This is a genomic window from unidentified bacterial endosymbiont, assembly GCF_918797525.1.
Taxonomy (GTDB): domain Bacteria; phylum Pseudomonadota; class Gammaproteobacteria; order Enterobacterales; family Enterobacteriaceae; genus Enterobacter.
Genome location: NZ_OU963893.1, coordinates 1615694 through 1641975, shown reverse-complemented (window position 1 = coordinate 1641975; position 26282 = coordinate 1615694). Strand labels below are relative to the sequence as shown.

The 26282-nt window shown below is 58.8% G+C and carries 23 protein-coding genes; 5 read left to right on the top strand and 18 right to left on the bottom strand.

Going from position 1 to position 26282, the window contains the following annotated elements:
• The first annotated feature begins 79 nt into the window (after positions 1-79).
• Genes glpA through glpC form a run of 3 tightly spaced genes read left to right on the top strand, consistent with a single transcriptional unit; the run spans position 80 to position 4102 of the window.
• Entirely contained in the window at positions 80-1708 is a 1629-nt protein-coding gene (glpA, locus tag NL510_RS07840) for an anaerobic glycerol-3-phosphate dehydrogenase subunit A (RefSeq protein ID WP_253383271.1), read from the top strand.
• Entirely contained in the window at positions 1698-2915 is a 1218-nt protein-coding gene (glpB, locus tag NL510_RS07835) for a glycerol-3-phosphate dehydrogenase subunit GlpB (RefSeq protein WP_253384804.1), read from the top strand. The genes glpA and glpB overlap by 11 nt, the downstream gene beginning before the upstream one ends.
• Positions 2912-4102: an anaerobic glycerol-3-phosphate dehydrogenase subunit GlpC gene (glpC, locus tag NL510_RS07830; RefSeq protein ID WP_253383270.1), complete on the top strand. Its 1191-nt coding sequence runs from the start codon at positions 2912-2914 to the stop codon at positions 4100-4102. Before glpB ends, glpC begins: the two co-directional genes overlap by 4 nt.
• 29 nt (positions 4103-4131) lie before the next feature.
• Here the strand turns inward: glpC and NL510_RS07825 are convergent, their stop codons facing one another.
• The 10 genes from NL510_RS07825 to NL510_RS07780 all read right to left on the bottom strand — a co-directional run bounded on the left by NL510_RS07825 (position 4132) and on the right by NL510_RS07780 (position 14020).
• A complete protein-coding gene (locus NL510_RS07825) occupies positions 4132-5331 on the bottom strand; it encodes a nicotinamide mononucleotide deamidase-related protein YfaY (RefSeq protein ID WP_253383261.1) in 1200 nt (399 codons plus the stop codon).
• Between the two features lie 94 nt (positions 5332-5425).
• A complete protein-coding gene (locus NL510_RS07820; protein ID WP_253383253.1) occupies positions 5426-5965 on the bottom strand; it encodes a YfaZ family outer membrane protein in 540 nt (179 codons plus the stop codon).
• A 133-nt stretch (positions 5966-6098) separates the two neighbouring features.
• Positions 6099-7460, bottom strand: a complete 1362-nt coding sequence (gene menE, locus NL510_RS07815; protein ID WP_253383251.1) for an o-succinylbenzoate--CoA ligase — start codon at positions 7458-7460, stop codon at positions 6099-6101.
• A complete protein-coding gene (gene menC / locus NL510_RS07810; protein ID WP_253383249.1) occupies positions 7457-8422 on the bottom strand; it encodes an o-succinylbenzoate synthase in 966 nt (321 codons plus the stop codon). The genes menE and menC overlap by 4 nt, the downstream gene beginning before the upstream one ends.
• Entirely contained in the window at positions 8422-9279 is an 858-nt protein-coding gene (gene menB, locus NL510_RS07805) for a 1,4-dihydroxy-2-naphthoyl-CoA synthase (protein WP_253383247.1), read from the bottom strand. Before menB ends, menC begins: the two co-directional genes overlap by 1 nt.
• Positions 9276-10052: a 2-succinyl-6-hydroxy-2,4-cyclohexadiene-1-carboxylate synthase gene (menH, locus tag NL510_RS07800; RefSeq protein ID WP_253383245.1), complete on the bottom strand. Its 777-nt coding sequence runs from the start codon at positions 10050-10052 to the stop codon at positions 9276-9278. The genes menB and menH overlap by 4 nt, the downstream gene beginning before the upstream one ends.
• On the bottom strand, positions 10049-11719 hold the full coding sequence (gene menD, locus NL510_RS07795; protein WP_253383243.1) for a 2-succinyl-5-enolpyruvyl-6-hydroxy-3-cyclohexene-1-carboxylic-acid synthase: 1671 nt from the start codon (positions 11717-11719) through the stop codon (positions 10049-10051). The genes menH and menD overlap by 4 nt, the downstream gene beginning before the upstream one ends.
• 88 nt (positions 11720-11807) lie before the next feature.
• Complete coding sequence (gene menF, locus NL510_RS07790; RefSeq protein WP_253383241.1) at positions 11808-13103, bottom strand: isochorismate synthase MenF; 1296 nt, start codon at positions 13101-13103, stop codon at positions 11808-11810.
• A 96-nt stretch (positions 13104-13199) separates the two neighbouring features.
• Positions 13200-13505 carry a stress response protein ElaB gene (gene elaB / locus NL510_RS07785; protein WP_253383232.1) on the bottom strand — a complete coding sequence of 102 codons (306 nt, stop codon included), beginning with the start codon at positions 13503-13505 and terminating at the stop codon, positions 13200-13202.
• A 53-nt stretch (positions 13506-13558) separates the two neighbouring features.
• Positions 13559-14020, bottom strand: a complete 462-nt coding sequence (locus NL510_RS07780) for a GNAT family N-acetyltransferase (protein WP_253383230.1) — start codon at positions 14018-14020, stop codon at positions 13559-13561.
• 70 nt (positions 14021-14090) lie between these two features.
• Here NL510_RS07780 and rnz point away from each other — a divergent pair, with 70 nt between their 5' ends.
• On the top strand, positions 14091-15008 hold the full coding sequence (rnz, locus tag NL510_RS07775) for a ribonuclease Z (protein WP_253383228.1): 918 nt from the start codon (positions 14091-14093) through the stop codon (positions 15006-15008).
• Positions 15009-15072: 64 nt separating this feature from the next.
• The gene (locus NL510_RS07770; RefSeq protein ID WP_253383226.1) at positions 15073-16077 is read left to right on the top strand and encodes a chemotaxis protein; all 1005 of its coding nucleotides are present in this window, start codon (positions 15073-15075) and stop codon (positions 16075-16077) included.
• Positions 16078-16238: 161 nt separating this feature from the next.
• Here NL510_RS07770 and nuoN read toward each other — a convergent pair whose 3' ends face one another.
• The 8 genes from nuoN to nuoG all read right to left on the bottom strand — a co-directional run bounded on the left by nuoN (position 16239) and on the right by nuoG (position 26267).
• On the bottom strand, positions 16239-17696 hold the full coding sequence (nuoN, locus tag NL510_RS07765) for an NADH-quinone oxidoreductase subunit NuoN (protein WP_253383224.1): 1458 nt from the start codon (positions 17694-17696) through the stop codon (positions 16239-16241).
• A gap of 8 nt (positions 17697-17704) precedes the next feature.
• Positions 17705-19234: an NADH-quinone oxidoreductase subunit M gene (gene nuoM, locus NL510_RS07760; protein ID WP_253383222.1), complete on the bottom strand. Its 1530-nt coding sequence runs from the start codon at positions 19232-19234 to the stop codon at positions 17705-17707.
• A gap of 76 nt (positions 19235-19310) precedes the next feature.
• On the bottom strand, positions 19311-21152 hold the full coding sequence (nuoL, locus tag NL510_RS07755) for an NADH-quinone oxidoreductase subunit L (protein ID WP_253383219.1): 1842 nt from the start codon (positions 21150-21152) through the stop codon (positions 19311-19313).
• Positions 21149-21451 (bottom strand): NADH-quinone oxidoreductase subunit NuoK, encoded by a 303-nt coding sequence (gene nuoK, locus NL510_RS07750; protein ID WP_253383217.1) that lies wholly within the window; start codon positions 21449-21451, stop codon positions 21149-21151. Before nuoK ends, nuoL begins: the two co-directional genes overlap by 4 nt.
• Positions 21448-22002: an NADH-quinone oxidoreductase subunit J gene (nuoJ, locus tag NL510_RS07745; protein ID WP_253383215.1), complete on the bottom strand. Its 555-nt coding sequence runs from the start codon at positions 22000-22002 to the stop codon at positions 21448-21450. Before nuoJ ends, nuoK begins: the two co-directional genes overlap by 4 nt.
• Positions 22003-22012: 10 nt before the next feature.
• Positions 22013-22555 (bottom strand): NADH-quinone oxidoreductase subunit NuoI, encoded by a 543-nt coding sequence (gene nuoI, locus NL510_RS07740; protein ID WP_225758355.1) that lies wholly within the window; start codon positions 22553-22555, stop codon positions 22013-22015.
• A 14-nt stretch (positions 22556-22569) separates the two neighbouring features.
• A complete protein-coding gene (gene nuoH, locus NL510_RS07735) occupies positions 22570-23547 on the bottom strand; it encodes an NADH-quinone oxidoreductase subunit NuoH (RefSeq protein WP_253383213.1) in 978 nt (325 codons plus the stop codon).
• Positions 23544-26267, bottom strand: a complete 2724-nt coding sequence (nuoG, locus tag NL510_RS07730; RefSeq protein ID WP_253383211.1) for an NADH-quinone oxidoreductase subunit NuoG — start codon at positions 26265-26267, stop codon at positions 23544-23546. The genes nuoH and nuoG overlap by 4 nt, the downstream gene beginning before the upstream one ends.
• Positions 26268-26282: the final 15 nt, after the last annotated feature.

Here is a 26282-nt window from a genome sequence, read left to right as displayed (position 1 = left end):
GCGCGTTTATGTTCGAAATCAAACAAACTACATTGTGATTGTGGCTAAATGGTAAAAAAACGAATATAGAGGGTAGACGATGGCATTTCATGACCCGCACTATAGCGACGTGATCATAATTGGCGGTGGCGCCACCGGCGCCGGGATCGCACGTGATTGCGCCCTACGAGGCTTAAGCGTCACGCTTCTGGAGCGTCATGACATTGCAACGGGCGCGACCGGGCGCAATCATGGTTTGCTACACAGCGGTGCGCGATACGCGGTCACCGACGGTGAATCAGCCCGGGAGTGTATTGCCGAAAACCAGATCCTCAAACGCATTGCCCGCCACTGTATTGAGCCGACCGACGGCCTCTTTATCACCCTTCCGCAAGACGACATCGCCTTTCAACAGACGTTTATCTCCGCCTGCCATGCCGCGAGCATTCAGGCTGAAGCCATTGACCCGGCGCAGGCGCGCCGTCTTGAACCTTCTGTGAACCCAGCGCTTATCGGGGCGGTGAAAGTCCCTGACGGCACGGTAGATCCTTTTCGCCTGACGGCCGCCAATATGCTGGACGCTCGGGAACATGGCGCCCAAATCCTGACCGGGCATGTGGTCACCGGGCTTATTCGCGAAGGTAACACCGTCTGCGGCGTACGCACTTACGACACGCAATATCTTGAGCACCGCGAGCTGTTTGCCGCCGTGGTGGTCAACGCGGCGGGGATCTGGGGGCAGCGCATCGCAGAATATGCCGATTTGTCGATTCGCATGTTCCCGGCCAAAGGTTCACTGCTTATCCTCGACCACCGTATCAATAATCATGTGATCAACCGCTGCCGAAAACCGTCCGACGCCGATATTCTGGTGCCCGGTGACACCATTTCGCTCATCGGCACCACCTCAACTCATGTGGATTACAGTGAGATTGACGACAACCGGGTGACGGCTGAAGAGGTCGACATCCTGCTGCGCGAAGGGGAAAAACTGGCCCCGGTGATGGCGCAGACGCGAATTCTGCGGGCCTATGCGGGCGTGCGCCCGCTGGTAGCCTGCGATAACGACCCGAGCGGGCGTAACGTCAGCCGCGGCATTGTGTTGCTCGATCACGCAGAGCGCGACGGCATGGACGGCTTTATCACCATCACCGGCGGCAAGCTGATGACCTACCGTCTGATGGCCCAGTGGGTAACGGATGCCGTCTGCCACAAACTGGGGAACAACGAAGGTTGCGTGACGGCGGAGCAGCCGCTGCCCGGCTCGCGCCAGTCTACGGAGAAAACGCTTCACAAAATCATCTCACTGCCCGCCCCGTTGCGCGGCTCCGCCATTTATCGCCACGGCGACAGAACGCCAACCTGGCTGGGTAATGAGCGTCTTAGCCGCAGCCTGGTGTGCGAGTGTGAAGCGGTAACGGCAGGCGAAGTGCAGTATGCGGTGGAGAATCTGAGGGTAAATAACCTGCTTGATTTACGCCGCCGCACCCGCGTCGGGATGGGGACCTGTCAGGGGGAACTCTGCGCCTGCCGCGCCGCCGGGCTGTTACACCGTTTTCATTCCACCACTGCCGTCCGGTCGCTGGATCAGCTCAGCGTTTTTTTAAACGAGCGCTGGAAAGGCATTCAGCCTGTCGCCTGGGGCGATGCCCTGCGCGAAAGCGAGTTTACCCGCTGGGTCTACCAGGGGCTTTGTGGTCTGGAGAAGGAATACCATGATGAATTTTGACACCGTGATTGTCGGCGGCGGGCTGGCGGGGCTGCTTTGCGGCATTAAGCTTACCCGTCAGGGGCTACGCTGCGCCATCATCACCCGGGGTCAGAGCGCCCTGCACTTCTCCTCTGGTTCGCTGGATCTACTCGACGCGGCGCATCGCAATACGTTGCCGCCAGCGCACCCGTATCGCCTGGTCGGCACGCAGAATATGACCCGTTTCGCCCATGAAGCCGAAGCGCTGCTGGCCGATTGCGGCGCGCGCTTACAGGGCAACGCCGGGGAGAATCACCTGCGGGTCACTCCGCTCGGCACATTGCGCTCGGCCTGGCTCAGCCCGGAAGAGGTCCCCATCGCGCCATTCAACGCGAAACGCGTGCTGGTGGTGGGGATCAGCGGTTTTCTCGATTTTCAGCCCCATCTTGCCGCAGCGTCGCTCAGTCGCCAGGGGATAAATGTTAATGCGACAGAGATAGACCTCCCCGAGCTTGACGTACTGCGCGACAACCCCAGCGAATTTCGGGCGGTGAATATTGCCCGACTGCTGGATAACGAAGATAACTGGCCCCTGCTGTACGACGCGCTCAGCCCCTTAGGCAACAAGTGCGACACGCTAATGATGCCCGCCTGCTTTGGCCTGACGGATAACCGGCTCTGGCGCTGGCTGTCGGATCGCCTGCCCTGCACTCTCGGTTTGCTCCCCACGCTTGCGCCCTCCGTACCCGGCATTCGCCTGCATAACCAGCTTCAGCGCCGGTTTATCGCTCAGGGTGGCGTATGGATGGCGGGTGACGAAGTGAAAAAAATCACCCTAAACCACGGCGAAGCCAGCGAGGTGTGGACGCGTAACCACGGCGATATCCCCCTTCGCGCGCCTTATACGGTACTGGCAAGCGGCAGTTTCTTCAGCAATGGGTTGCTGAGCAGCCGGGAAGGTATTCGTGAAGCTATTCTGGGGCTGGACGTCAGGCAAAGCCCGTCCCGGGCGGACTGGTATCAGAGTGATTTCTTTGCGCCCCAGCCCTGGCAACAGTTTGGCGTCATTGTGGATACGCAGTTGCATCCACAACTTTCGGCTAAGCCTGTCGACACTCTTTTCGCCATTGGCTCTGTTCTGGGCGGATACGATCCCATCGTGCAGGGCTGCGGTGGGGGCGTTTGCGCCATCACGGCGCTGTATGTGGCAGAGCAGATTTGCCAGCGCACGGGGGCGCAATCATGAATGACACTCGCTTCGAAAGCTGCATAAAATGTACAGTCTGCACCACCGTCTGCCCGGTCAGCGGCGTGAACCCGCGCTACCCAGGCCCAAAACAGGCCGGGCCAGACGGCGAACGCCTGCGTCTGAAAGACGGCGCGCTGTACGATGACGCGCTGAAATACTGTATCAACTGCAAACGCTGCGAAGTGGCCTGCCCGTCTGACGTCAAAATTGGCGACATCATCCAGCGTGCCCGGGCGCGCTATAGCACGCAGAAACCGACGCTACGCGATGCGATCCTCAGCCATACCGACCTGATGGGCAGCGTCTCAACGCCTTTCGCTCCGCTTATCAACGCCGCGACGGCGCTCAAACCGGTCCGTCAACTGCTGGACGTAACGCTGAAAATCGACCATCACCGTAGCCTGCCCAAATATTCTCATGGCACCTTCCGCCGCTGGTACAGGACGGTGGCGGCACACCAGGCGCAATATCACGATCGGGTGGCATTTTTCCACGGCTGCTATGTGAACTACAACCATCCGCAGTTGGGAAAAGATCTGCTGAAAGTGCTGAATGCGATGGGAACAGGCATGCAGCTTCTCAGCAAGGAGACGTGCTGCGGCGTACCGCTGATTGCCAACGGTTTTACCGATAAAGCGCGTAAACAGGCCAAACGTAACGTCATCTCATTGCGCGAGGCGATTGTTGAAAAAGGGCTCCCGGTGTTGGCCACCTCATCCACCTGCACGTTCACCCTCCGGGATGAGTATCCGCACCTGCTGGATGTGGATAACAGCGGCCTGCGCGAACACATTGAGCTGGCGACGCGTTTCCTGTGGCGCAAACTCGATAGCGGACAAACGCTCCCGCTGAAGTCGTTACCGCTAAAAGTGGTCTACCACACGCCGTGTCATATGGAAAAGATGGGCTGGTCGCTTTATACGCTGGAGCTGCTGCGGCTGATCCCGGGGCTGGAGCTGACAGTGCTGGATTCACGCTGCTGTGGCATTGCCGGAACCTACGGCTTCAAGCGCGAAAACTACCCCACCTCACAGGCAATTGGCGCACCGCTGTTCCGCCAGATTGACGAGAGCGGCGCGGATATCGTGGTGACAGATTGCGAAACCTGCAAATGGCAGATTGAGATGTCCACCCGCAAGCGGTGTGAACATCCCATAACCCTGCTGGCAAACGCGCTGGGCTAACCGTGGCCGGGAAACTTTCCGGTAACCGGTTACTCGACGAACAGCGATTCGACGACGTTAATCCAGCCGTGCTCGCTGGCGACCGCTTTCCCGTTCAACCAGCGGCGCAGCATGTTCAGCGCCATCATGGCGCACACTTCCTGGCGCACCGCCAGGCTGTGGCGGGTCATGCTCATTTTCACCCGCAGCGCATGGGTGCCTTCCGGCGTCGCAAGGGCAAAATTCAGGTGCTCTCCATCCACTCCGCCGACAGAGAGCGCCAGCCCGGCAAAATGGTTCACCCTACGTTCTGACGCCCAGCGCGCGGTCTGGGCCAGCGTCTCCTGCTGGAACGGGACCACCTCACTGGCGAGTAGCGGCGCGCCAGCGCGGGACAACTGCAGCGCCAGCAGGCCGCCGGTGAACTGCTCGCTTAAAGTTACACTTAGCTGACGGAACTGAAGATCCTCTGCAATCTGCGGCGGTAGCCCTTGCGTACCTTCAAAAATCAGGCTTTCGCCCGCCACGCGCTGAACTTCCGGCCACAGCGCCAGCATGGCGGATTTTTGCGTTGCCGGGCCGGTGAGCTTCAGTTCGATAATCGGCATTGAAGAGCGATAGCCCATCGACACGCCCGGGGGCAGTTGCAGGTGGTCAAGGCTCTGGGCGAGATCGCTTTCAGAGCGGCCAAAGGTGGTCAGGCGCAGACACAACGGAGGCTCAGGCAGGGTAAAACGCGCGCGCAGGCGTGGCAGGATCTGCTGCTCGACCATCACTTTAAATTCAGACGGAACGCCCGGCGTGAAGAACATCAGACAGCGGTTCAGCTTAACGGCAAATCCGCAGGCGGTGCCGACCGGGTTATCAAGGCGTTCCGCGCTGGCGGGAATTTCAGCCTGTTTACGGTTGGTGGGGGCCATCACCCGGCCACGCCCGGTAAAAAAGCGCTTCATCTGCGCCAGCCACTCTTCATCCATCACCAGCCCTTCGCCTTTCGCGGTGGCGGCGGCGATCGCGCTGAGATCGTCGCTGGTCGGGCCAAGACCACCGTTCACAATCAGCACGTCGGCGTGCTCGCTGCGCTCACGCAGTATGTTTACCAGTGACTCAAGATTATCACCCACGGTATTGCGGCGCGTTAACGGTAATCCCTGCTCAAAAAATAAATCGGCAAGCCAGGCGGCATTGGTATCAATAATTTGCCCCTGCAGCACCTCGTCGCCAGTGGATAACATTTCCACGTTTATCATTGTGTTCTCCCATTTCTATGGACAAAACACTATAGCGCAATCGCGCACGGGGAGAAGAGAGAAACTGGCGCAACAGAACGTCGCGCCAAAGAGATTAGAAACCGGCGCTAACGCCCACGTACGGGCCGTCGGCCAGCGCGTTGTCGCGGTTGCCGTCTTTGCCCGCCAGGTTCAGGTAGCGATAGCCTGCTTCAATGGTGATCGGACGGATGATAGTCCAGCGCGCGCCAGCGTTGGCTTCTTCATAGCTGTCGATACCGCTGGAGAGGGAATCCGGAGAGTAATAATACTCACCGAACAGGCCAAAGCTGTCGCCAATTTTCCACTGCAGGCCGCCACCGACCGCCGCCGCGTAGCCTTCGTCGCCGTTGTTCGGGTTGGTGTAAATCCCTTTACCGCCGACGGTCGCCAGCAACGGGCCGAGAGGCACGTTCAGACCAAGACCGAGGCTGGCGGCATCGCCGTCGTCATCGTTATGCGTCCATCCGCCGGTCATCGCCAGGCCGGAGGTTTCTGTGCCAAGGCCAAAGCCCAGGTGGGTGTAATCCTTACCCGCCTGGCCGTTAAAGCTAATGGCGTTCGCCGCCGCCGATACAACCATCAGGCCTAAGCCCAGTAATGCCACTTTATTCATTGTTGTGTTCCCGCGCAGTTTTTTCAGAGATGTCCCAAAACCGCGAGATTTTAACCTGAGTCTCTCGCGGATCAAGCACTCTGCGTGCGCCAGACGATAAGTTTGTAACTATTTGAAACCACGGCAAGTAAAACTATCGCTTGAAGGAGGCATTTACCCACTGCTGCAGAGCCCGACGCGACACTTTTATCCCGCCATTTTTTAGCTCAGTCGGTAATATCAGCCAGCGCACGGGTTGTTGAAAACGCGCCAGCCTGCCCTTCACCCACTCCGGGAAGGACGCAATATCGGCGCCGGGCTCGCACTCCACCACCGCAACGGGTCGCTGACCAAACTCGGCGTCGTCCAGCGGGACAATGAACACCTGGTTTATCTGCGGGTGAGTGGCGATGATCCGCTCCACGGTTTCCGGCTGGATCCCTTCTCCACCGCTGAAAAAGAGATTATCCATCCGCCCGAGGATGGTCAGACGGCCGTTACGCCATTCGCCGCGATCGCGGGTGGCGAACCAGCCCTGCGCGTTCGTCAGCGGCAGCAATTCCCCGTCCCGCCAGTAGCCCGCCGCCATGCTTTGCGCCCTGAGCCACACTTCACCGTCAACCACCCGCACGTCTCTGCCAGGCAGCGCGCGGCCAATGTCCGGCTCGCCGTCCGCCTCTTTGGCACAGACGGTTGAGGCAAACTCCGTCAGACCGTAGCCGCAGTAAGTGCGTATCCCCTTCTCGCGGGCCGTTTGCGTCAGCTCAACGGGAATAGCCGCACCGCCAAGTAATACCGCCTTCAGGGCGACCTGGCTTTCGCTGTTGAGCAGACGCCAGAGCTGGGTCGGGACCAGCGAGGCGTGCGTACAGCCCGCAAGCCCTTGCTCCAGCGGCCGTTTGTCGCGCACAGTCAGGCGCGCCCCGGCAAGTAGCCAGCGCCACAAAATGCCCTGGCCGGAGACGTGAAAAAGCGGCAACGAAAGCAGCCAGTCGTCGTCATCGCCGTAGGGCATCAACGCCAGCACGCCTGCAGCACTGGCCAGATGCGCCGCACAGCTATGCACCGCCGCTTTAGGCACGCCGGTGGAGCCAGAAGTTAAGGTCATGGACGCCAGCCGCTCCGGCTGCCACGCCACGCCGCCCGCCCCCGTCTGCTCAGCCATGTTCAACGCCGTCAGTCCGTCGTAATGCCCGTCCAGCACCAGCGCAAAGCGCAGCGTCATCTGCGGGAGTAATACATCCAGTAGCGGAGGCGGCAACTGCGGGTTAACGGGCAGGATGCGTGCGCCGCACTGCAGCAGCGCCAGCCACGCCAGTAGCGTCTGGGGGTGGTTATGGCCCAGCAGCAGCACGCCGTCGCCCTCGCGTAGCCCCTGGTGCTGGAACCCTGCCGCAAGCCCCTCCACGCGCGCGCAGAGCCGCCGCCAGCTGAGCGTCTCGTCGTTCAGGCGCAGGGCGGGTTTATCGGCCCACTGCATGCGCCAGTACCGCCACGGCCAGTCGGTAAAACTCATAGCAGCGGCTCCAGCGCCTCAACGCCGGGGCACGGCAGCGGGCTTTCCGGCCACTGGCGGATAAGCTGGGACTGCATCAGGCTCAACGTATCGAGGCCCGGGATGGTATCCGGGGTCAGCCATGCAGCGATGCGCGCCAGCTGCGTCAGGCCAAGACTGGACTCAAGAGAGGAGCTGATCACCGCCGTCAGCCCTGAAGCATGGGCCGCCGCGACCTGCTCGCGGACCTTCGCCAGGCTGCCGGTGAGCATCGGTTTGATCACCACCGCACTCACGCCCGGCTCGGCGACAAACGCAAAATCAGGCTCGCGCAGGCTTTCATCCCACGCAATGGCGATACCCGTTTCCCGGGCAAAGGTGCGGGAGTCGTCGCGGGTTTTGCACGGCTCTTCCAGAAAGGCGATGCGGCTGCGGTACGCCGGGTTGACATACTTTGCAAACTGCTGCGCCTTGAGCGGGGTCCAGGCCCGGTTAGCATCCAGCCGCAGGCGCAGATCGGGAATGGCTTCCAGCAGCAGGTTAACGACCATGCCGTCGCGTACCGCCTCGTACAACCCGACTTTGATTTTCGCCACTTTCTCGCCAGGCATGGCGGTAAGCAACGCAAAAAGCGCATCCGGGTCGCCGGTGCAGAGCGGTGCGGCGCGATAATTGGCCGCGTCAGGCAAACTGCCGTCAAGCTCTGCCAGCGCACAGCTGATGCCGAAGGCGGCGGAAGGCACCTCCGGCAGTTGCGGGCAGGCGCCTTCACGCCACCCGCGCGTCCAGGCCAGCAGGGCAGATTGCGCATCATCCAGCGATTCCTGGCTAAAGCCCGGCAACGGCGAGACTTCGCCCCACCCTTCCCGCTCGCCGTGCCGGAGATGCAGCAAAAAACCGTCACGGGTTTGTAACCGCCGTTCACGCAGCACCACGCCCGCGTCCATCGGTATCTGCCAGCGGTAAACCTGCGCGCGCCGCATTACGGGTTCCGTTTGTATTTGCTGAAGTCCGGCTGGCGTTTTTCATTAAACGCGTTGCGTCCTTCCTGGCCCTCTTCGGTCATGTAGAACAGCATGGTGGCATTGCCCGCCAGCTCCTGCAGACCAGCCTGACCGTCGCAGTCGGCATTCAGTGCCGCCTTCAGGCAGCGCAGCGCCATCGGGCTGTTTTGCAGCATTTCACGACACCAGCGCACGGTCTCTTTTTCCAGCTCAGCAACGGGCACTACGGTGTTGACCAGGCCCATATCCAGCGCCTCCTCGGCGTTGTACTGACGGCACAGGAACCAGATTTCGCGGGCTTTCTTCTGCCCGACGATACGCGCCATATACGATGCGCCCCAGCCACCGTCGAAGGAGCCAACTTTCGGGCCGGTCTGGCCAAAGATGGCGTTCTCGGCGGCAATTGTCAGGTCACACATCATGTGCAGCACGTGACCGCCGCCGATGGAGAAGCCTGCGACCATAGCGACAACCGGTTTTGGGCAGGTGCGGATCTGGCGCTGGAAATCGAGCACGTTCAGGTGGTGGGTACCTGCGTCATCCTGGTATCCGCCGTAGTCGCCACGCACTTTCTGATCGCCCCCTGAGCAGAAGGCTTTGTCCCCTTCGCCAGTCAGAATAATCACGCCGATGTTGTCGTCATAGCGCGCATCCGCCAGGGCCTGAATCATCTCTTTGACGGTCAGCGGGCGGAAGGCGTTACGCACCTGCGGGCGGTTGATGGTGATTTTGGCAATGCCGTCGGCGGATTTGTGGTAACGAATGTCGGTGTAGCCTTCGGAGCAGTCTTGCCATTCAACTGGCGCATACAGCATATGTTCATCAGGATAGATCATAGAGTGTCCTTTGTTCGAAGACGCAGTATCTGAGCCAGACACGCAGCAACCGCCTCGGGGTTTTCCCGATGGGCATTGTGTCCGGCGTGGGGAATAACATGGCGCTCAGCATGCAGTCCGGCGGCGATGGCCGCGAACTTGCTATCCCGTTCGCCATAGAGAAAGTAAAAAGGGAAATCCCGCGCGCGGAGGGCAGCCCGCAAATCGGGCTGTGCGGCGAGGGTTGTGGCCTCAAACATCGCCGCCAGGTTTACGCCATGATTCTGGCTGCGCAGGCTAACCAGCGCCTTACGCTGTGCATCCGTCAGGGCGGCAAACACCGGCTGTTGATACCAGTCGGCGAAGACGTTATCCAGCGGCTCCGTGCGAAAACGGCTCGCCCAGATACGATCGGATCCGAACCGGGCCGCGCGCGCACGGGCATCCTGCAGGCCAGGATGTGCACCCTCCACCACCACGCCGCATAGCCCTTTCGGCTGCCGGCAGGCGTGATACATCGCAATACGGCCGCCGAGGGAGTACCCCACCAGCCAGTGGTTAAGTATGTTGTAACTAATAAGGGTGCGGGTGAGTAATTCACTGGTCTGTGCGAAACTGGATACCGTGACATCGGCGGAGCGCCCGTGTCCGGGCAAATCAAGATACAGCCGGGGGTAATCGCTTAGCGTCTCGCCAACCGGCTGCCACTCGCGGCCATCGCCGGAGAAACCATGCAAAAAGACCAGCCAGGGGTTGCCTGGTCTCCCGGTCTGCTGCGCGCCTGCGAGGATCATAGGTGGCTTACCTGCGCCAGCAGGTGCTGCAGCGTTTGCGCGCCGTCGGCATCGTTCACCACCAGCTCTATCAGCGTTGCGCCGGGCTGTCGCCAGGCGGTGTTCAGCGCCGCGTCAAGCTCAGCCCAGCTTTGCGGACGATGATATTTCAGGCTAAACATCGCTGCGGCATGTTCAAACTGTACGTTCTGCGGCATCAAATAGAAACGTTCACGTTCATTTTGCGGCGTCGGCAGCAGGGAGAAAATCTGCCCGCCATTGTTGTTTACCACGATCAACACAAACGGCGCCGGGACCTGGCGCAGCAGCGCCAGGGCATTAAGGTCATACAGCGCCGAGAGATCGCCGACGATCGCCAGGGTCGATTTGGCGCTGGCGCGCTGTACGCCCGCCGCCGTAGAGATTAACCCATCAATCCCGCTGGCGCCGCGATTACTGTATACCGGGTATCCCGCAGGAAGCTGTGAGAAGGCATCAATCAGGCGTACCACCAGGCTATTGCCGACAAACAGCTGCCCTTGCTCAGGCAGACAATGACGGATGCGATGCGCCAGCTCCGCTTCACCAAAACCTTCGCACCGCGCACGGGTGAGCGCCCACGCCTGGCGTGAAAGTTCCGGGATCGCAACGGCCCAGGGTTTACGTTTTTCAGCCGGATGCCGTTCCAGCCAGGCAGCAATCTCACTGACCAGGCGGCGCCCGCGGTGGTGCGCCGGATCGAGCCGCCCTTCCAGCTGATCCACCAGCCAGTACTCTTGCGGCGCGCAGGTCGCTTGCCACTGCAGCAGCCGTTTGCCGGTAAGGCTTGCGCCAAGCTGGACCACAATCTGCGCCTGCGAAAGCTCGGTTACGGCCCTGGCGTTGCCGAGCCAAAGATCGGCACAGGGTAAGGGTTGCCCGGTCTGAGACAGCACATCGCCAATCAGCGGCCAGCCCAGCGTTTGCGCCCATTCGGCAGCCTGTTTTCCTTCGGCGGCACTCATGCGCCCGGCAACGACCACGCCGCGCTTTTGTCGCCAGAAGACCCAGTCGCGCTGTTTCGCACTTTCCAGATGCGTCTGCCCGTGCAGCCACGGGGTTTCGCTTTCCCACCAGTCGCCGAGTGATTGCTGCCAGGCCAGCCCCGCGTCATCCATTTCACCGTACAACGGCTCGGCAAACGGACAGTTGATATGTAGCGCGCCGCCGTGCAATGACGCCACAGCATGATCGAGCGTCGATACCAGCCAGCTGGCGGGTATGTCCCGCGTCGGACGAGGTAGCGAGATCGTCTGCGAAGGGTGAGAAGCGAAGAGACCCGGCTGGCGAATCGCCTGGTTCGCGCCACAGTCGATAAGCTCCGGCGGGCGATCTGCCGTCAGCAGGATCAGTTTTTCCCCGGTTAGCCCGGCTTCAATAATGGCCGGATAGAGGTTCGCCACCGCGGTACCGGAGGTAACAATCACCGCCACAGGCTGTTTGCTGACTTTCGCCAGCCCCAAAGCCAGATGGCCAAGCCCGCGCTCGTCAAAATGGGTGTGATGAATAAAGGCCTGGTTCTGCGCCGCCGCCAGCGTCAATGGGGTGGAGCGAGAACCCGGCGCAATGCACACATGCCTTACGCCATGGCGAGTCAGGGCTTCGAGGATCACCGTCGCCCAGCGTCGGTTAAAAGAACTTACTGACATGAGATTGTCCGGTATCAAGAATACGACACAGTATAAATAATAGAAAAATTCGCTATTTTGATATGAATCGGGATTGCGCGAAACAGTATTAATCCCTAAGGAGCAGAGAACGCAGCCCCGCGGCTTTGTTTTCTATCTCCTGCCACTCCTGTTCCGGGTCAGATCCACTGACAATCCCCGCCCCGGCGTACAGCCGCAGGGCGCTACCCTCAACGCGGGCGGAACGTAACGCCACGCAGAATTCACTTTGTTCTGGGGATAAATAGCCCGCGGAACCGGCGTACCATTCACGATCAAAAGGTTCCACTTTATCAATGAATTCACGTGCAGCCTGACGCGGCAGGCCAGCAACCGCCGCCGTTGGCTGGAGCCATTGCAGGCAAAGCTCATCGCTGGCGTCATCCAGCTCCGTCCAGATGCAGCGGCGCAGATGCTGAACTTTTCGCAGCCGGACAACCTGAGCGGGCAAGACTTCCAGCGTTAGGGTAGCGTTTTGCAATCGCTGGCAGATATCTTCCACAACCAGCATATTTTCACGCTGATTTTTATCGTCTTTCATCAGCCAGTCGCCAAGGCGCTGGGCCTGTTTTTCGTCAGTATGGCTGGCAACCGTTCCCGCCAGCGCTTCCGTGCGTAGCAGCGTACCGCGACGCCGCCACAGACGCTCAGGCGTTGAGCCGAGAAAGGCGTTGCGGGCATCAAATACCATGCAGAAGTGGTAGCAATTGAAATTCAGCGCCCGGCTGGCGGCTATCAACGCCACGGCGTTAAGCGGCTGGTTGAACGCAATATCGGTGGCACGAGCGAGTACCACCTTCTCAACATTGCCGTGAGCAATGGCGTCCGTCGCCTGGCGGACCAGGCGCAGCCATTCGCTTTTTTGCGGACGGTGCGTTTCCAGCATAACCTTCACAGAGAGCGGGCGGATCGCGTTGGCGTTTTGCAGTTGATGTAAAAAGTCCTCTGCAGCGCGGGCATCATCGGCGAGCGAGCGCTCACTCCACAACTGCAGGCGCAGGGTGGCCGTTCCGGCATTTCGTCGCCAGAGCAGACGCGGTAAAAACAGGCTGCCGCGCTGCGGGTTGAAGGCGTTGAGTCCGCAAATTCGGGTATCCTGATGCGCATTCTGCTGGTGCAAAAACCGCGAGGCGCTGGCCAGAGAGGTAAAATGAGCGACGGCCCCGAGCGCCGCCAGCTCTTCGTCACCGTTACGCTGCTGCCAGTAGAATTGGGGAAATGCGTGTTGCGCCCCCAGCCATGCCAGCGGGTCGAAAGCGTCGTTTAACGGGAAAGCGGCGTCGAAATGACGTAAACCGGGTGTAGCGGGTAATGCTGACACAAGCTGGTTGCGCAGATGTTCCAGCGCGAGGAAAATCGAATGCACGCGAGCCTCTCCCTGCTAAAACCTCATAGTATACGGGGTACTGACGATATTGTGCAGTACCCACGTACAGGGAGGGGTTAAGCGTGTGAGAGGGGGTTAGCGGCGAGCTAACAGCAGCCCCAGCACCAGGCCTGCGGCGGCGCCAATGCCAATCCCCTGCCACGGTTTTTCATGCACATAATCATCGGCACGGTATACCGCTTTTTTGGCACGATAATAGGTGGAATCAGAGGCCTGGCTGACGCGAGATTTCACCTCGTGCAACGCCTGTTCGGCACGTTCTTTCAGCTCAATGTATTTTTGATCGGCAGGGTCGCCCGACGAACGTAACACCTCTTCCAGCGTTTCGCTCAGTAAAGCCAGGTCGTCATCGATACGGTTATCCCAGGATTGAAATGACATATTTTTCTCCATGTTAGTTCACCAGTTAGCTAACTATAGTCAACGAGTTGCCACTACGCCTGTTTCGCTTCTTTCGCCATCCCAATGTGGGGAATGCCGTCTTCGTCATAAATGTCCGTCACCGGTGTGAAGCCAAAATGGGCGTAGAAGGGCTGCAGGTGCGCCTGCGCGCCGAGGTATAACGCTTTGTCCGGCCACTGTTTTTGGCATGTTTCCAGCGTTTTCTCCATCAACGTATATCCCAGCTTTTCCCCCCGCGCCTTAGCGCTAATAATGACGCGGCCAATCACCACGGGCTCAAAATCGCTTTCGCTTTTCAGAATCCTCGCATACGCCACCAGTTCGTTATCCCGCCAGCCGAGGATGTGACGATTGTCGCCGACCAGGTCATCGCCATCGATATCCTGATACGGGCAGGTTTGTTCCACTATAAACACTTCGCAGCGCAGTTTTAGTAGGGCGTACAGCGCATTAACGGTGAGTTCGCTGTGGTGTAAATCGTGCCACTGGATCATGTCAGTCTCCTTGCTGAGTTTCTCCCGTTATACTAAACCCCTTCCCATTCAGCAAAGGGCTGATTGCATTATGGAACTGATTTTTTTGGGCACGTCCGCCGGCGTGCCAACCCGCTCCCGGAACGTGACGGCAATCCTGCTGGATTTGCAGCACCCTACCCGAAGCGGATTGTGGCTGTTTGACTGCGGCGAAGGCACTCAGCACCAGTTGCTGCGCACCGCTTACCATCCGGGCAAGCTGGATACGATCTTTATCACCCATTTGCACGGCGATCATCTCTTTGGCCTGCCCGGCCTGCTGTGCAGCCGCTCAATGGCGGGTATTACGCATCCGCTCACGATCTACGGGCCTAAAGGTATTGCCGAATTTGTTGAATCTACCCTGCGCCTGAGCGGATCCTGGACAGATTATCCGCTGAAGGTCGTAGAGATTGCCGAAGGTGTGGTCTTCGATGACGGCGTTTATAAGGTGACCGCCCGACCGCTTAATCATCCGATTGAGTGCTACGGCTACCGCATCGAAGCGCATGACAAACCCGGTGCGCTGGATGCCACTGCGTTAATCGCTGACGGCGTGAAGCCAGGGCCGCTGTTCCAGCGTCTGAAACAGGGCGAAACCATCACGCTTGAGGATGGTCGCGCGATCAACGGTCGGGATTATCTCGCGCAGCCTCAGCCGGGTAAGAAGCTGGCGATTTTTGGCGATACCGCGCCGTGCCCTGCTGCCCGACTGCTTGCGCAGGGCGTGGATGTGATGGTGCATGAAGCCACGCTGGAATCGGCGATGGAGGAGAAAGCCAACGGGCGCGGCCACAGTTCTGCGCGCCAGGCGGCGCAGCTTGCCCGTGATGCGAAGGTGGGGAAATTGATTGTTACCCACATCAGCTCGCGCTATGACGCGCGGGGTGGTGAAAGCCTGCTGGCGGAGTGTCGGGAGGTCTTCCCGGCATGTGAGCTGGCGGAAGATTTCGCGCAGGTCAGCGTTTAGTCCTTCATTTTTCCCTCAGGGTGCCGATAACGAGTAAAAGGTCAGCATTTCTCTTGAGGGTAGAATGGATAATTTCCAGAAAGATATTGATGACAGGGCGAATCTCACCCTGTCGAACCGTTTTGAACTGTTGCTGTTCCGTCTTGGCGCCTCTTTGAACGAAAACAAATCCGAACTGTTTGGCATTAACGTGTTTAAGCTGCGCGAAATTGTGCCGATGCCAACATTCACCAAACCGGCGGGTATGAAGTCGCCGCTGATGGGGATGGTGAATATTCGCGACCAGGTGATCCCGGTGATTGACCTCGCCGCCGTGGCAGGCTGTAAGCCGACAACCGGACTGAACATTCTGCTGATCACCGAGTATGCCCGTAGTGTGCAGGCGTTTGCCGTGGAGTCGGTCGAGAACATCATGCGTCTGGACTGGAAGCAGGTCCATGCGGCTGAAACCGCCGTTAGCGGACGTTACATCACCAGTATTGCCTGCCTGGACGAGAAGAGCGATACCAACGACCTGGCGATGGTGCTGGACGTGGAGCAGATCCTCTACGACATCACCCCGGCCAACCACGATCTGCACGCCACGAATCTGAAGACCTCTACATTCAACATTAAGCCCGGCTCGGTCGCGATTGTTGCGGAAGATTCAAAAGTGGCTCGCTCAATGCTTGAAAAAGGGCTTCAGGCGATGAAAATCCCGGCGCAGTTGCATATCACCGGGAGAGACGCGTGGGAAAAAATAGGCACGCTGGCGACGCAGGCACAGGCCGAGGGTGTACCGATCACCGATAAAATCGCCCTGGTGCTGACCGACCTCGAGATGCCGGAGATGGACGGTTTCACGCTGACGCGCAAAATTAAAACCGATCCGTTCCTGAAAGACATTCCGGTGGTGATCCACTCCTCGCTTTCGGGCAATGCCAACGAAGATCATATACGTAAAGTGAAGGCGGACGGCTATGTGGCGAAATTTGAGCTGAACGAGCTGTCGTCGGTGATTGAGGAAGTGCTGGACCGGTCGATGAAGAAGATTGACGGGCCGTTGATTAGCCGCAAGCAACTGGCTTAGTCGGGTGGCGCTACGCTTACCCGACCTACAAAACCCGTAGGCCCTGCAAGCGTAGCGCCGCTAGGCATGTTTTACTCTGTGCGGGCTGGTGCCCTCACCCCGGCCCTCTCCCACGGGGAGAGGGAGAAAACAAAAAACCCGCCGAGGCGGGTTTTTTGTTTTTACATCAGCGGCATCGCTCGCTGCACGATATCAATCAGCGGCTGAGGATAAATACCGAAGATCAGCACCAGCAGCGCGGAAATGAGCACCACGATCCCCCCGGCGCTATACTGCCAGTTGGTCGGCGCATCGCGGGTGAGCTGCGAAGGCGCGCTCAGGTACAGGCTCACGGCAACGCGCAGGTAGTAGTAAAGACCAATCGCGGAGCCGATAACAACCCCCGCCGTCAGCCACCACAGACCGGCATGAACACCCACGGCTAGCACGTAAAACTTACCGATAAAGCCCAGCGTCATCGGAATACCCGCCAGCGACAGCATCATTACGGTCATTACTGCAGACAAAATCGGACGGTGCCAGAACAGGCCACGGTAGGAGAACAGAGAATCTGCATCCGGGCCACGGAACGGGCTGGACATCAGGCTCACCACGCCGAACGCGCCGAGGCTGCTGAACAGGTAACCGGCCAGATACACGCCCACAGCTTCCATCGACATCTCTCCGCTCTGCAGCGCAATCAGCGCCACCAGCAGATAGCCCAGATGGGAGATAGACGAGTAACCGAGAAGACGTTTGATGTTGGTCTGGCTCAGCGCCATCACGTTACCGAAGATGATCGACACAAAGGCGATAATACCCAGCACCACGCGAACCGCTTCACTGTCACCGACCGGCGCGTACAGGAACAGACGCATCACTACACCGAAGATAGCGATTTTGCTCGCCGTCGCCAGGAAGGTCGAAACCGGAGCCGGCACGCCCTGGTAAACGTCTGGCGTCCACAGATGGAATGGCACCAGAGAGAGTTTAAAGCCGAGGCCAACAATCATCATGCCCAGACCCGCCAGCATCAGCGGCTCGTGCAGCATGCCGTCGCCGAGGCTCTTGCCGATGGCCAGGAAGGAGAGGTTACCCGTCTGGGCGTAAACCAGCGCGATACCGAAAAGCAGGAATGACGACGCAGCCGCAGACAGAATGGTGTATTTAATGCTCGCTTCCAGAGAACGTTTCTGACGAAAAGCGTAGCCAATCAGGCCGAACAGCGGCACGGAGATAAGCTCAATCCCGAGGAACAGCGCAGCCATATGGTTGGCGTTGGCCAGCAAAATACCACCCAGGGAGGCAATCAGTACCAGCAGGTAAAACTCTTCTTTGTTGTCTTTGTAGCCTTCGAGCCACGGATAGGCGAAGGTACAGGTCGCCAGGCTTGCCAGCAGCACCAGACCGGTGTACAGCATGGCGAAGCCGTCAACGCGCATCAGCGGGGTGACGTCCATCGCGCCCGCCTGGCCAACAAACCAGAGGGAAACCAACGCAGCGTTCAGACCCAAAACGGACAGGGTCGCATTCAGGAAGTGATTGCGTCGCCACGCAATGGAGAGCATCACAACCACCACCGTCAATCCGACGATCAGCAGCGGTAGCAGCGCAATCAGTTGTTGTGGAGTTATCGTCATGAGCGAATTTACGGCCTTGTAGTAGAAGCAGAATTAACAAACCACTGCTGGATGTTGCCCATCGCGGAATGCGAGGTATCCAGAATCGGCTGCGGGTAAAAGCCCAGCAGCACCAGCAGTACGACCAGCAGCAGGATGATGAACAGCTCACGCAGCGTCATCCCCGGCAGTTCTTGGGCTGCAATTTCGCTCTTCGCTTTACCGAAGTAAGCCCTGTGCAGCATCGCCAGCGAGTAAACGGACGCGAACACCAGCCCGAAGGTGGAGATCACGGTAATGCCCGGCACCACCCTGAAGCTGCCGAACAGAATCATAAATTCGCCGACGAAGTTACCGGTGCCCGGCATACCCAGTGTTGCCACCGCAAAGAACATGGACAGCGCTGGCAGCCATTTCATTTTACCCCACAGGCCGCCCATCATACGCATGTCGCGGGTGTGCAGACGTTCGTACAGCTGACCGCACAGAATGAAGAGACCGGCGGCGGAGAGACCGTGCGCAATCATCTGAATAACCGCGCCCTGGTACGCCAGTTGGCTGCCGGTGTAGATAGCAATCAGCACGAAGCCCATGTGGGAAACGGAGGTGTAGGCAATCAGACGCTTGATGTCGTACTGCGTGAAGGCCATCCAGGCACCGTAGAATATACCGATCACACCCAGCCACATGGCAATCGGCGCGAACTCTGCGGAGGCGTTCGGGAACAGCGGCAGCGCGAAACGCAGCAGACCGTAGGCCGCGGTTTTCAGCAGGATACCGGCCAGGTCAACGGAACCTGCCGTTGGCGCCTGGGAGTGCGCGTCTGGCAGCCAGCCGTGCAGCGGAACCACCGGCATTTTTACCGCGAAGGCAATAAAGAAGCCCAGCATCAGCAGGTATTCAACGCCGTGCGACATTGGGGTTTTCAGCAGCTCTTCGTAGTTGAAGGTCCAGACCCCGGTCGCGTTGTAGTGCACGAATACCAGCGCCAGAATCGCAATCAGCATCACCAGACCGCTCGCCTGGGTATAGATGAAGAACTTGGTTGCCGCCGTGATACGCGTTTTACCGTCAGATGCCTTATGGCCCCACAGCGCGATCAGGAAGTACATCGGCACCAGCATCATCTCCCAGAAGAAGAAGAACAGGAACATGTCGATGGCCAGGAATACGCCAATAACGCCGCCCAGGATCCACATCAGGTTCAGGTGGAAGAAGCCCTGGTATTTTTCGATTTCTCGCCAGGAGCACAGTACCGCCAGAACGCCGAGCAGGCCGGTCAGCACCACCATCAGCAGCGACAGGCCGTCAATAGCCAGGTGAACAGTAATGCCGAAACGCGGGATCCACGGCAGAATGAACTCGTCCTGCCACTGCGGAAGACCCGCAGACTGGGTCAGTGAGTAGCCACCCTGCAACCACAGTTGCAGACCAAGTGCGAGCGTCAATCCCATGGTGATCAGGGCGATCCAGCGCGGCATCTTCACGCCAAAGCGTTCAGTCTGCCAGCACAGAAAACCACCGATAAAGGGAATTAGTATTAGCCAGGGTAGTAACATGGCGATTTGCATTCCTTTTTAAGGCCCCCGGTAGGGGCCTGATTTTCAACGAATTCGAATAAAATTCACTTAACGATCAACGCAATACCATCAGTAGCGCCAGCACGACGACGGCACCGATGCTCATGGACGCCACATACCAGCGCAAGTAACCGTTCTCGCTGAACAGCAGGCCTTTACCTGCCAAGCGAGACAGGATCGCCGGGATATTCATCAAAGCGTTCAGCGGGTCACGTTTAATCAGCCACGCAATGCCCAGGAAAGGCTTAACGAAGATCATGTCGTACAACCAGTCGAAGCCCCACGCGTTGTACCACCAGGTACTCAGCAGACGGCCCGGCGCACTGTTGGCAACGGCGGTCACCAGCGTGCGTTTGCCCAGCCACAGCCAGGCAGCAATCAGGATGCCCGCGATAGCGACCACGCCGGAGGTGATTTCAAGCGTCAGAACGCGACCGTGCTCAAGCTCGGTTGTGGCCGGCAGTACACCCTGCAGCGGCGGCACAATCATCGCGCCAACGAAGGTGGAGAGTACCAGCAGCACCATCAGCGGCAGGTGGTGGGTGATCCCCTTCCCTGCGTGAGCGTGAATTTGTTCTTTACCGTGGAAGACGATGAAAATCATACGGAAGGTGTACAGGGAGGTCATGAACGCGCCGACCAGACCCGCAACCATCAGATTGATATGGCCATTCGCCATGGCGCCGGCCAGGATCTCATCCTTACTGAAGAAGCCCGCCGTAATTAACGGCAGCGCCGACAGCGCCGCGCCGCCCACCAGGAAGCAGACGTAAACCAGCGGAATGGATTTGCGCAGTCCGCCCATCTTGAAGATGTTCTGCTCGTGGTGGCAGGCGAGGATCACCGAACCGGATGAGAGGAACAGCAGCGCTTTAAAGAACGCGTGCGTCATCAGGTGGAAAATCGCCGCGTCCCACGCCTGAACGCCCAGGGCCAGGAACATGTAACCAATCTGGCTCATGGTGGAGTAGGCGAGCACGCGTTTGATGTCGGTTTGCACCAGCGCGGCAAAGCCCGCCAGCACCAGCGTCACCGCACCGACGATCCCCACCAGATGCAGAATTTCCGGGGTCATCAGGAACAGACCATGGGTACGCGCAATCAGGTAGACACCAGCGGTCACCATGGTCGCGGCGTGGATCAGCGCGGAAACAGGCGTCGGGCCTGCCATCGCATCGGCAAGCCAGGTCTGCAACGGCAACTGCGCGGATTTACCCACCGCGCCACCCAGCAGCATCAGCGTTGCCCACCACAGCATGTTGTTGCCCGCTTCGAAATGCGCCGGCGCCAGTTCCACCATTTCGCGGAAGTTTAGCGTGCCCAGTTCGTTGTAGAGAATGAACAACGCAAAAGCGAGGAAGACGTCACCTACGCGGGTCACGACAAACGCTTTCATCGCTGCTGCGCCATTCTTCGGATCGGTGTAGTAGAAACCGATCAGCAGGTAAGAGCACAGGCCCACGCCTTCCCAGCCGAGATACATCAGCAGCAGGTTATCGGCCAGCACCAGAACCACCATGCTGGCGATAAACAGGTTGGTGTAGGCGAAGAAGCGGGAGTACCCCTCTTCACCGCGCATATACCAGGAGGCGAACATGTGGATCAGGAAGCCCACGCCGGTCACCACGGAGAGCATGGTCAGCGAGAGACCATCCAGCACCAGGTTGAATCCGATGTTGAAATCACCGACCGACATCCAGTTCCACAGCGGCACGCTGTAGGCCTGACGTCCATTGTTGAAGAAATCGATCCCCGCATACGCCGTGACCAGCGCAGACAGACCGATAGCGCCAATGCCGACGGTTGCCGACAGGTTCTCAGACCAGCGGCCGCGAGAAAACGCCAGCAGCACGAAGCCAATCAGCGGAAAAATAATGGTTAAGGCAAGCATGTTCATCCACGCAACTCACTTACTGAATCGATGTTCAGGTTCTGGCGGCGACGATGGAGCTGCAGCAACAGCGCCAGGCCAATACTCGCTTCCGCAGCCGCGAGGCTGATGGCGAGGATGTACATCACCTGACCGTCGGCCTGGCCCCAGTAGCTCCCGGCGACCACGAAGGCCAGCGCGGAGGCGTTAATCATGATTTCCAGACCAATCAGCATAAACAGCAGATTGCGGCGGATAACCAGACCAGTTAAACCCAGAACGAACAACATCGCCGCGAGGATCAGTCCATGTGTTAAGGGGATCATGCGCGCTCCTCCGTTTTTCTTTTCGCGCGGTCATCAGGGCGGTTGCTCAGCACTTCCCCTGCTCGCTCTTCGCGGCCCACGTGGAAGGCAACAACCAGGCCCGCCAGCAGCAGCATAGAGGCCAGTTCAACCGCCAGAACGTATGGACCGAACAGCGCAATACCAACAGCCTTGGCGCTGATTGGCGTGCCGTCGATGCCCTGATCGTTCACGCCCAGAATGGCGTAGACGATCACTACCAGCATGATGGCCGACAAAATTGCCGGGCCTACCCACACCTGCGGTTTTAACCACTGACGTTCCTGCTCAATTTCAGAGCCGCCCAGGTTCAGCATCATCACCACGAACACGAACAGCACCATGATGGCCCCGGCGTAGACGATGATTTCCAGCGCACCGGCGAAGTGCGCGCCTAGCGCAAAGAACACCCCGGAAATGGCCAGCAGCGAGATGATTAAGTACAGCAGCGCATGCACCGGGTTGGTGTGCGTGATCACTCGCAGCGTAGCCAGGATGGCGATAAGGCCACAGATATAAAAAGCGAATTCCATTGCCCTCTCCTTACGGTAACAGGCTCTTGACGTCGATAGGCTTGGCTTCGTTCTCTGCTTCGCCCTTATCTTTGCCGTCGATTGCCATACCCGCCATCCGGTAGAAGTTATATTCCGGGTATTTGCCCGGACCGGAAATCAGCAGATCCTCTTTCTCGTACACCAGGTCCTGACGCTTGTACTCACCCAGCTCGAAGTCTGGAGTGAGCTGAATCGCCGTGGTTGGGCACGCTTCTTCACACAGACCGCAGAAAATGCAGCGTGAGAAGTTGATGCGGAAGAACTCAGGGTACCAACGGCCGTCTACCGTCTCTGCTTTTTGCAGGGAGATACAGCCTACCGGACACGCTACCGCACACAGGTTACAGGCCACGCAGCGCTCTGAACCGTCCGGATCGCGCGTGAGCACGATACGGCCACGGTAGCGCGGCGGCAGGTATACCGGCTCTTCCGGGTACATCCGGGTTTCACGTTTGGCAAACGCATGCAGGCCGATCATCCAGATGCTGCGCAACTGGGTACCGGTGCCTACCAATATTTCTTTTAAGGTCATGATCTCAAAGCCCCTTATGGCTGCTGCCAGAGAATGACAGCGGCCGTTACCAACAAGTTGACGAGCGTCAGCGGCAGGCACACTTTCCAGCCGAAGGACATTACCTGGTCATAACGAGGACGCGGTAACGACGCACGAATCAAAATGAACATCATCATGAAGAACGCGGTTTTCAGCGCGAACCAGATGAACGGCGGTAAGAACGGGCCATGCCAGCCACCAAAGAACAGCGTTACCATCAACGCCGAAATGGTGACGATACCGATGTACTCGCCCACGAAGAACAGACCGAACTTCATGCCGGAATATTCAATGTGGTAACCGTCGGCCAGTTCCTGTTCGGCTTCTGGCTGGTCAAACGGGTGACGGTGACACACCGCCACGCCCGCGATTGCAAAGGTGACAAAACCAAAGAACTGCGGAATAACGTTCCAGATGTCGGCCTGGTTGTTGACGATGTCGGTCATGTTGAATGAACCGGCCTGCGCCACCACGCCCATCAGCGAGAGCCCAAGGAACACTTCGTAGCTCAGCGTCTGGGCAGATGCACGCATCGCACCCAGCAGGGAGTATTTGTTGTTACTGGACCAGCCTGCGAACAGCACCGCGTAAACCGCGAGGCCCGCCATCATCAGGAAGAACAGAATGCCGATGTTCAGGTCAGCGACAACCCACGTCGGGCTGACGGGAACGATAGCAAACGCCAGCAGCAGCGAGGTAAAGGCGATCATCGGTGCCAGCGTAAAGATCACGCGATCCGAGAATTTCGGGATCCAGTCCTCTTTGAAGAACATCTTGATCATGTCCGCGACCAGCTGAAGTGACCCTCCCCAGCCCACGCGGTTCGGCCCATAACGGTTCTGGAACAGACCGAGCAGACGACGTTCACCGAAGCTCATGAACGCGCCGCAGGTGACCACCACCAGCAGGATAACAATCGCTTTCAAAATGCTCAGCAGGATGTCGATAAGATCCGGCGTTAACCAACTCATGCTTTTGCCTCCTGCAGGTTATCAAGACGCGCACCCGCAAGGAAAGGCGCGATACCAGGCATACCCATCGGCAGACCGACCTGCCCCGCTGTCAGACCCTCAGAGATAATCAGCGGCAGACTGATTGTCTGGCCATCGTAGCTGAAGGCGATACTCGCCCCCGCGCTGACGCCAAGCTCTAAGGCATCCGCCGGGTTGAGCTTGATGTACGGCTGCGGCATACGGGTCTGGAAGACCGGAGAACGCTGGGATAGCTCATCGCTACCAAACAGATGGTAGTACGGCGCAATACGCCAGTTACCGTCCTGGGCCTCGAAGCTCGCCGGAACGGTAGTAAAGAAGTCCAGACCGGTTTCAGAGGCTTCAATCAGACGCACGCCCGGATCGCCGTGGCGCAGGGAGCCGCCCACTTCAGCCTGGAACTTGTTCCATGCCTGCGGGGAGTTCCAGCCCGGCGCCCAGGCGAACGGAACCTGAGAGCGCGGCGCAGACGGCTGGTTGTTCCCTTCCATCGAGAAGGCGAACATAGTGTCTTTATCCTGCGGCTGACGCGGTTCATGCACGCTGATGTTGGCACGCATCGCGGTACGACCGCTGTAACGGTGCGGTTCACGCGCCAGTTTCTGGCCACGAATACGGAAGCTTGCGTCAGGCGCAGCATCTTTAATGCCTGCCAGTTGCGGCAGTTTTTCTACCACTGCGTCGATAACGTGGTCGAGCTGCGTCCAGTCCACCTCACGGCTCTGCACGGTGCTGTGCAGGGAGTGCAGCCAGCGCCAGCTTTCCAGCATCAGGGTGTTGTTGTCGTAGTAGGCCGGGTCGTATACCTGGAAGAAGCGCTGCGCGCGGCCTTCGTTGTTGATAACCGTACCGTCGCTTTCGGCGAAGCTTGCCGCAGAGAGCACCAGGTGCGCTTTGTCCATAATCGCCGTGCGCTGATGGTCGATAACCATCACCAGCGGGGCTTTGGAGAGCGCGGCATCAACGCGTGCGGCAGACGCGTGGCGATGCAGGTCGTTTTCCAGCACCACAACGGCATCTGCAGAGCCGGATTCCAGCTCGCGTAACGCTTCTTCCAGCGAGCCGCCGCCAATCATACCCAGACCAATGCTGTTCACCGCGCGGGCAATCATGGTCACACCAACGTCCGCGCCGCGGCCTTTCAGGGCTTTGGCAACGTTTGCTGCGGCCTGAATGATTTCCGCGCTTCCGGCGTTAGTACCCGAAATAATCAGCGGTTTCTTCGCACCCGCCAGGGCCTGAACAATCACGTCGACCTTGTTTTGCAAATCGCGATCCAGTTCAACCGCCGGCGCGGTGTTGTCCAGGGCGTGTGCGATGGCAAAACCAAGACGTGCCTGATCTTCCACCGGCGCGCAATAGGTCCACGCGGCGATGTCGTCCAGACGGGTGCTGTCAACGTTAGTCACGAACAGCGGATGCTTCGCGCGCTGGCCGATGTTAAGGATGGCCGCAATCTGCCAGTCAGCCACTTTCTGGGCTGCCGCCATTTCACGTGCTTTACCCTTCACCGCCTGGCGAACCGCCAGAGCCGCGCGAGCGCCGGTCTGCGTCAGGTCTTCACCCAGCACCAGAACCGCATCGTAAGATTCGATTTCGCGCAGCGCAGGGGTGTGAATACCGCCCTCACGCAGCACTTTCAGCACCAGTTGCAGACGTTCCTGCTCGCCCTGGGCGATGCCGGTATAGAAGTTTTCCGCTCCAACCAGCTCGCGCAGCGCGAAGTTGCTTTCGATGCTGGCGCGCGGGGAGCCGATACCGATCGCTTTCTTCGACTGGCGCAGAATATCCGCCGCGCCCTGCATCGCCTGCTCGGCGTTCAGGGTAATGAAGTCGTCGCCACGGCGCTGAACCGGCTGACGCGGACGGTCTTTCAGGTTCACATAGCCATAGCCAAAACGACCGCGGTCGCAGAGGAAGTAGTGGTTAACGGTACCGTTGTAGCGGTTTTCGATACGACGCAGTTCGCCATAACGTTCACCCGGGCTGGTGTTACAGCCCAGCGAGCATTGCTGGCAGATGCTTGGCGCAAACTGCATGTCCCACTTACGGTTGTAGCGCTCGGAGTGGGTTTTGTCCGTGAAGACGCCGGTCGGGCAGATTTCCACCAGGTTGCCGGAGAATTCACTTTCAAGCGTACCGTCCTGCGGACGGCCGAAGTAGACGTTGTCATGGGCGCCATACACGCCCAGATCCTGACCGTCTGCGTAATCTTTGTAGTAACGCACGCAGCGGTAGCAGGCAATACAGCGGTTCATTTCGTGAGAGACGAACGGCCCCAGGTCCTGGTTACGGTGAGTACGTTTGGTAAAGCGATAGCGACGGAAGCTGTGACCGGTCATCACGGTCATATCCTGAAGGTGGCAGTTACCGCCCTCTTCACAGACCGGACAGTCATGCGGGTGGTTGGTCATTAACCACTCCACCACGCTTTCGCGGAACTGTTTGGCTTCTTCGTCATCAATCGAAATAAAGGTGCCTTCGGCGGCTGGCGTCATACAGGACATCACCAGGCGACCACGCGTGTCTTCCGCGTTTTGATATTGCTTCACCGCACACTGGCGGCAAGCACCGACGCTGCCCAGCGCCGGATGCCAGCAAAAGTACGGAATATCAAGGCCAAGAGACAGACAAGCTTCCAGCAGGTTGTCCGCCCCGTTGACTTCATATTCTTTGCCGTCTACATGAATCGTAGCCATTAGCATGCTTCCAGT

What these genes read in the sequence shown, in the direction of transcription:
- glpA (WP_253383271.1), top strand. Translation starts at nt 80, where the DNA reads ATGGCATTTCATGACCCGCACTATAGCGACGTGATCATAATTGGCGGT.
- glpB (WP_253384804.1), top strand. Translation starts at nt 1,698, where the DNA reads ATGAATTTTGACACCGTGATTGTCGGCGGCGGGCTGGCGGGGCTGCTT.
- glpC (WP_253383270.1), top strand. Translation starts at nt 2,912, where the DNA reads ATGAATGACACTCGCTTCGAAAGCTGCATAAAATGTACAGTCTGCACC.
- NL510_RS07825 (WP_253383261.1), bottom strand. Translation starts at nt 5,331, where the DNA reads ATGATAAACGTGGAAATGTTATCCACTGGCGACGAGGTGCTGCAGGGG.
- NL510_RS07820 (WP_253383253.1), bottom strand. Translation starts at nt 5,965, where the DNA reads ATGAATAAAGTGGCATTACTGGGCTTAGGCCTGATGGTTGTATCGGCG.
- menE (WP_253383251.1), bottom strand. Translation starts at nt 7,460, where the DNA reads ATGAGTTTTACCGACTGGCCGTGGCGGTACTGGCGCATGCAGTGGGCC.
- menC (WP_253383249.1), bottom strand. Translation starts at nt 8,422, where the DNA reads ATGCGGCGCGCGCAGGTTTACCGCTGGCAGATACCGATGGACGCGGGC.
- menB (WP_253383247.1), bottom strand. Translation starts at nt 9,279, where the DNA reads ATGATCTATCCTGATGAACATATGCTGTATGCGCCAGTTGAATGGCAA.
- menH (WP_253383245.1), bottom strand. Translation starts at nt 10,052, where the DNA reads ATGATCCTCGCAGGCGCGCAGCAGACCGGGAGACCAGGCAACCCCTGG.
- menD (WP_253383243.1), bottom strand. Translation starts at nt 11,719, where the DNA reads ATGTCAGTAAGTTCTTTTAACCGACGCTGGGCGACGGTGATCCTCGAA.
- elaB (WP_253383232.1), bottom strand. Translation starts at nt 13,505, where the DNA reads ATGTCATTTCAATCCTGGGATAACCGTATCGATGACGACCTGGCTTTA.
- NL510_RS07780 (WP_253383230.1), bottom strand. Translation starts at nt 14,020, where the DNA reads ATGATCCAGTGGCACGATTTACACCACAGCGAACTCACCGTTAATGCG.
- rnz (WP_253383228.1), top strand. Translation starts at nt 14,091, where the DNA reads ATGGAACTGATTTTTTTGGGCACGTCCGCCGGCGTGCCAACCCGCTCC.
- NL510_RS07770 (WP_253383226.1), top strand. Translation starts at nt 15,073, where the DNA reads ATGGATAATTTCCAGAAAGATATTGATGACAGGGCGAATCTCACCCTG.
- nuoN (WP_253383224.1), bottom strand. Translation starts at nt 17,696, where the DNA reads ATGACGATAACTCCACAACAACTGATTGCGCTGCTACCGCTGCTGATC.
- nuoM (WP_253383222.1), bottom strand. Translation starts at nt 19,234, where the DNA reads ATGTTACTACCCTGGCTAATACTAATTCCCTTTATCGGTGGTTTTCTG.
- nuoL (WP_253383219.1), bottom strand. Translation starts at nt 21,152, where the DNA reads ATGAACATGCTTGCCTTAACCATTATTTTTCCGCTGATTGGCTTCGTG.
- nuoK (WP_253383217.1), bottom strand. Translation starts at nt 21,451, where the DNA reads ATGATCCCCTTAACACATGGACTGATCCTCGCGGCGATGTTGTTCGTT.
- nuoJ (WP_253383215.1), bottom strand. Translation starts at nt 22,002, where the DNA reads ATGGAATTCGCTTTTTATATCTGTGGCCTTATCGCCATCCTGGCTACG.
- nuoI (WP_225758355.1), bottom strand. Translation starts at nt 22,555, where the DNA reads ATGACCTTAAAAGAAATATTGGTAGGCACCGGTACCCAGTTGCGCAGC.
- nuoH (WP_253383213.1), bottom strand. Translation starts at nt 23,547, where the DNA reads ATGAGTTGGTTAACGCCGGATCTTATCGACATCCTGCTGAGCATTTTG.
- nuoG (WP_253383211.1), bottom strand. Translation starts at nt 26,267, where the DNA reads ATGGCTACGATTCATGTAGACGGCAAAGAATATGAAGTCAACGGGGCG.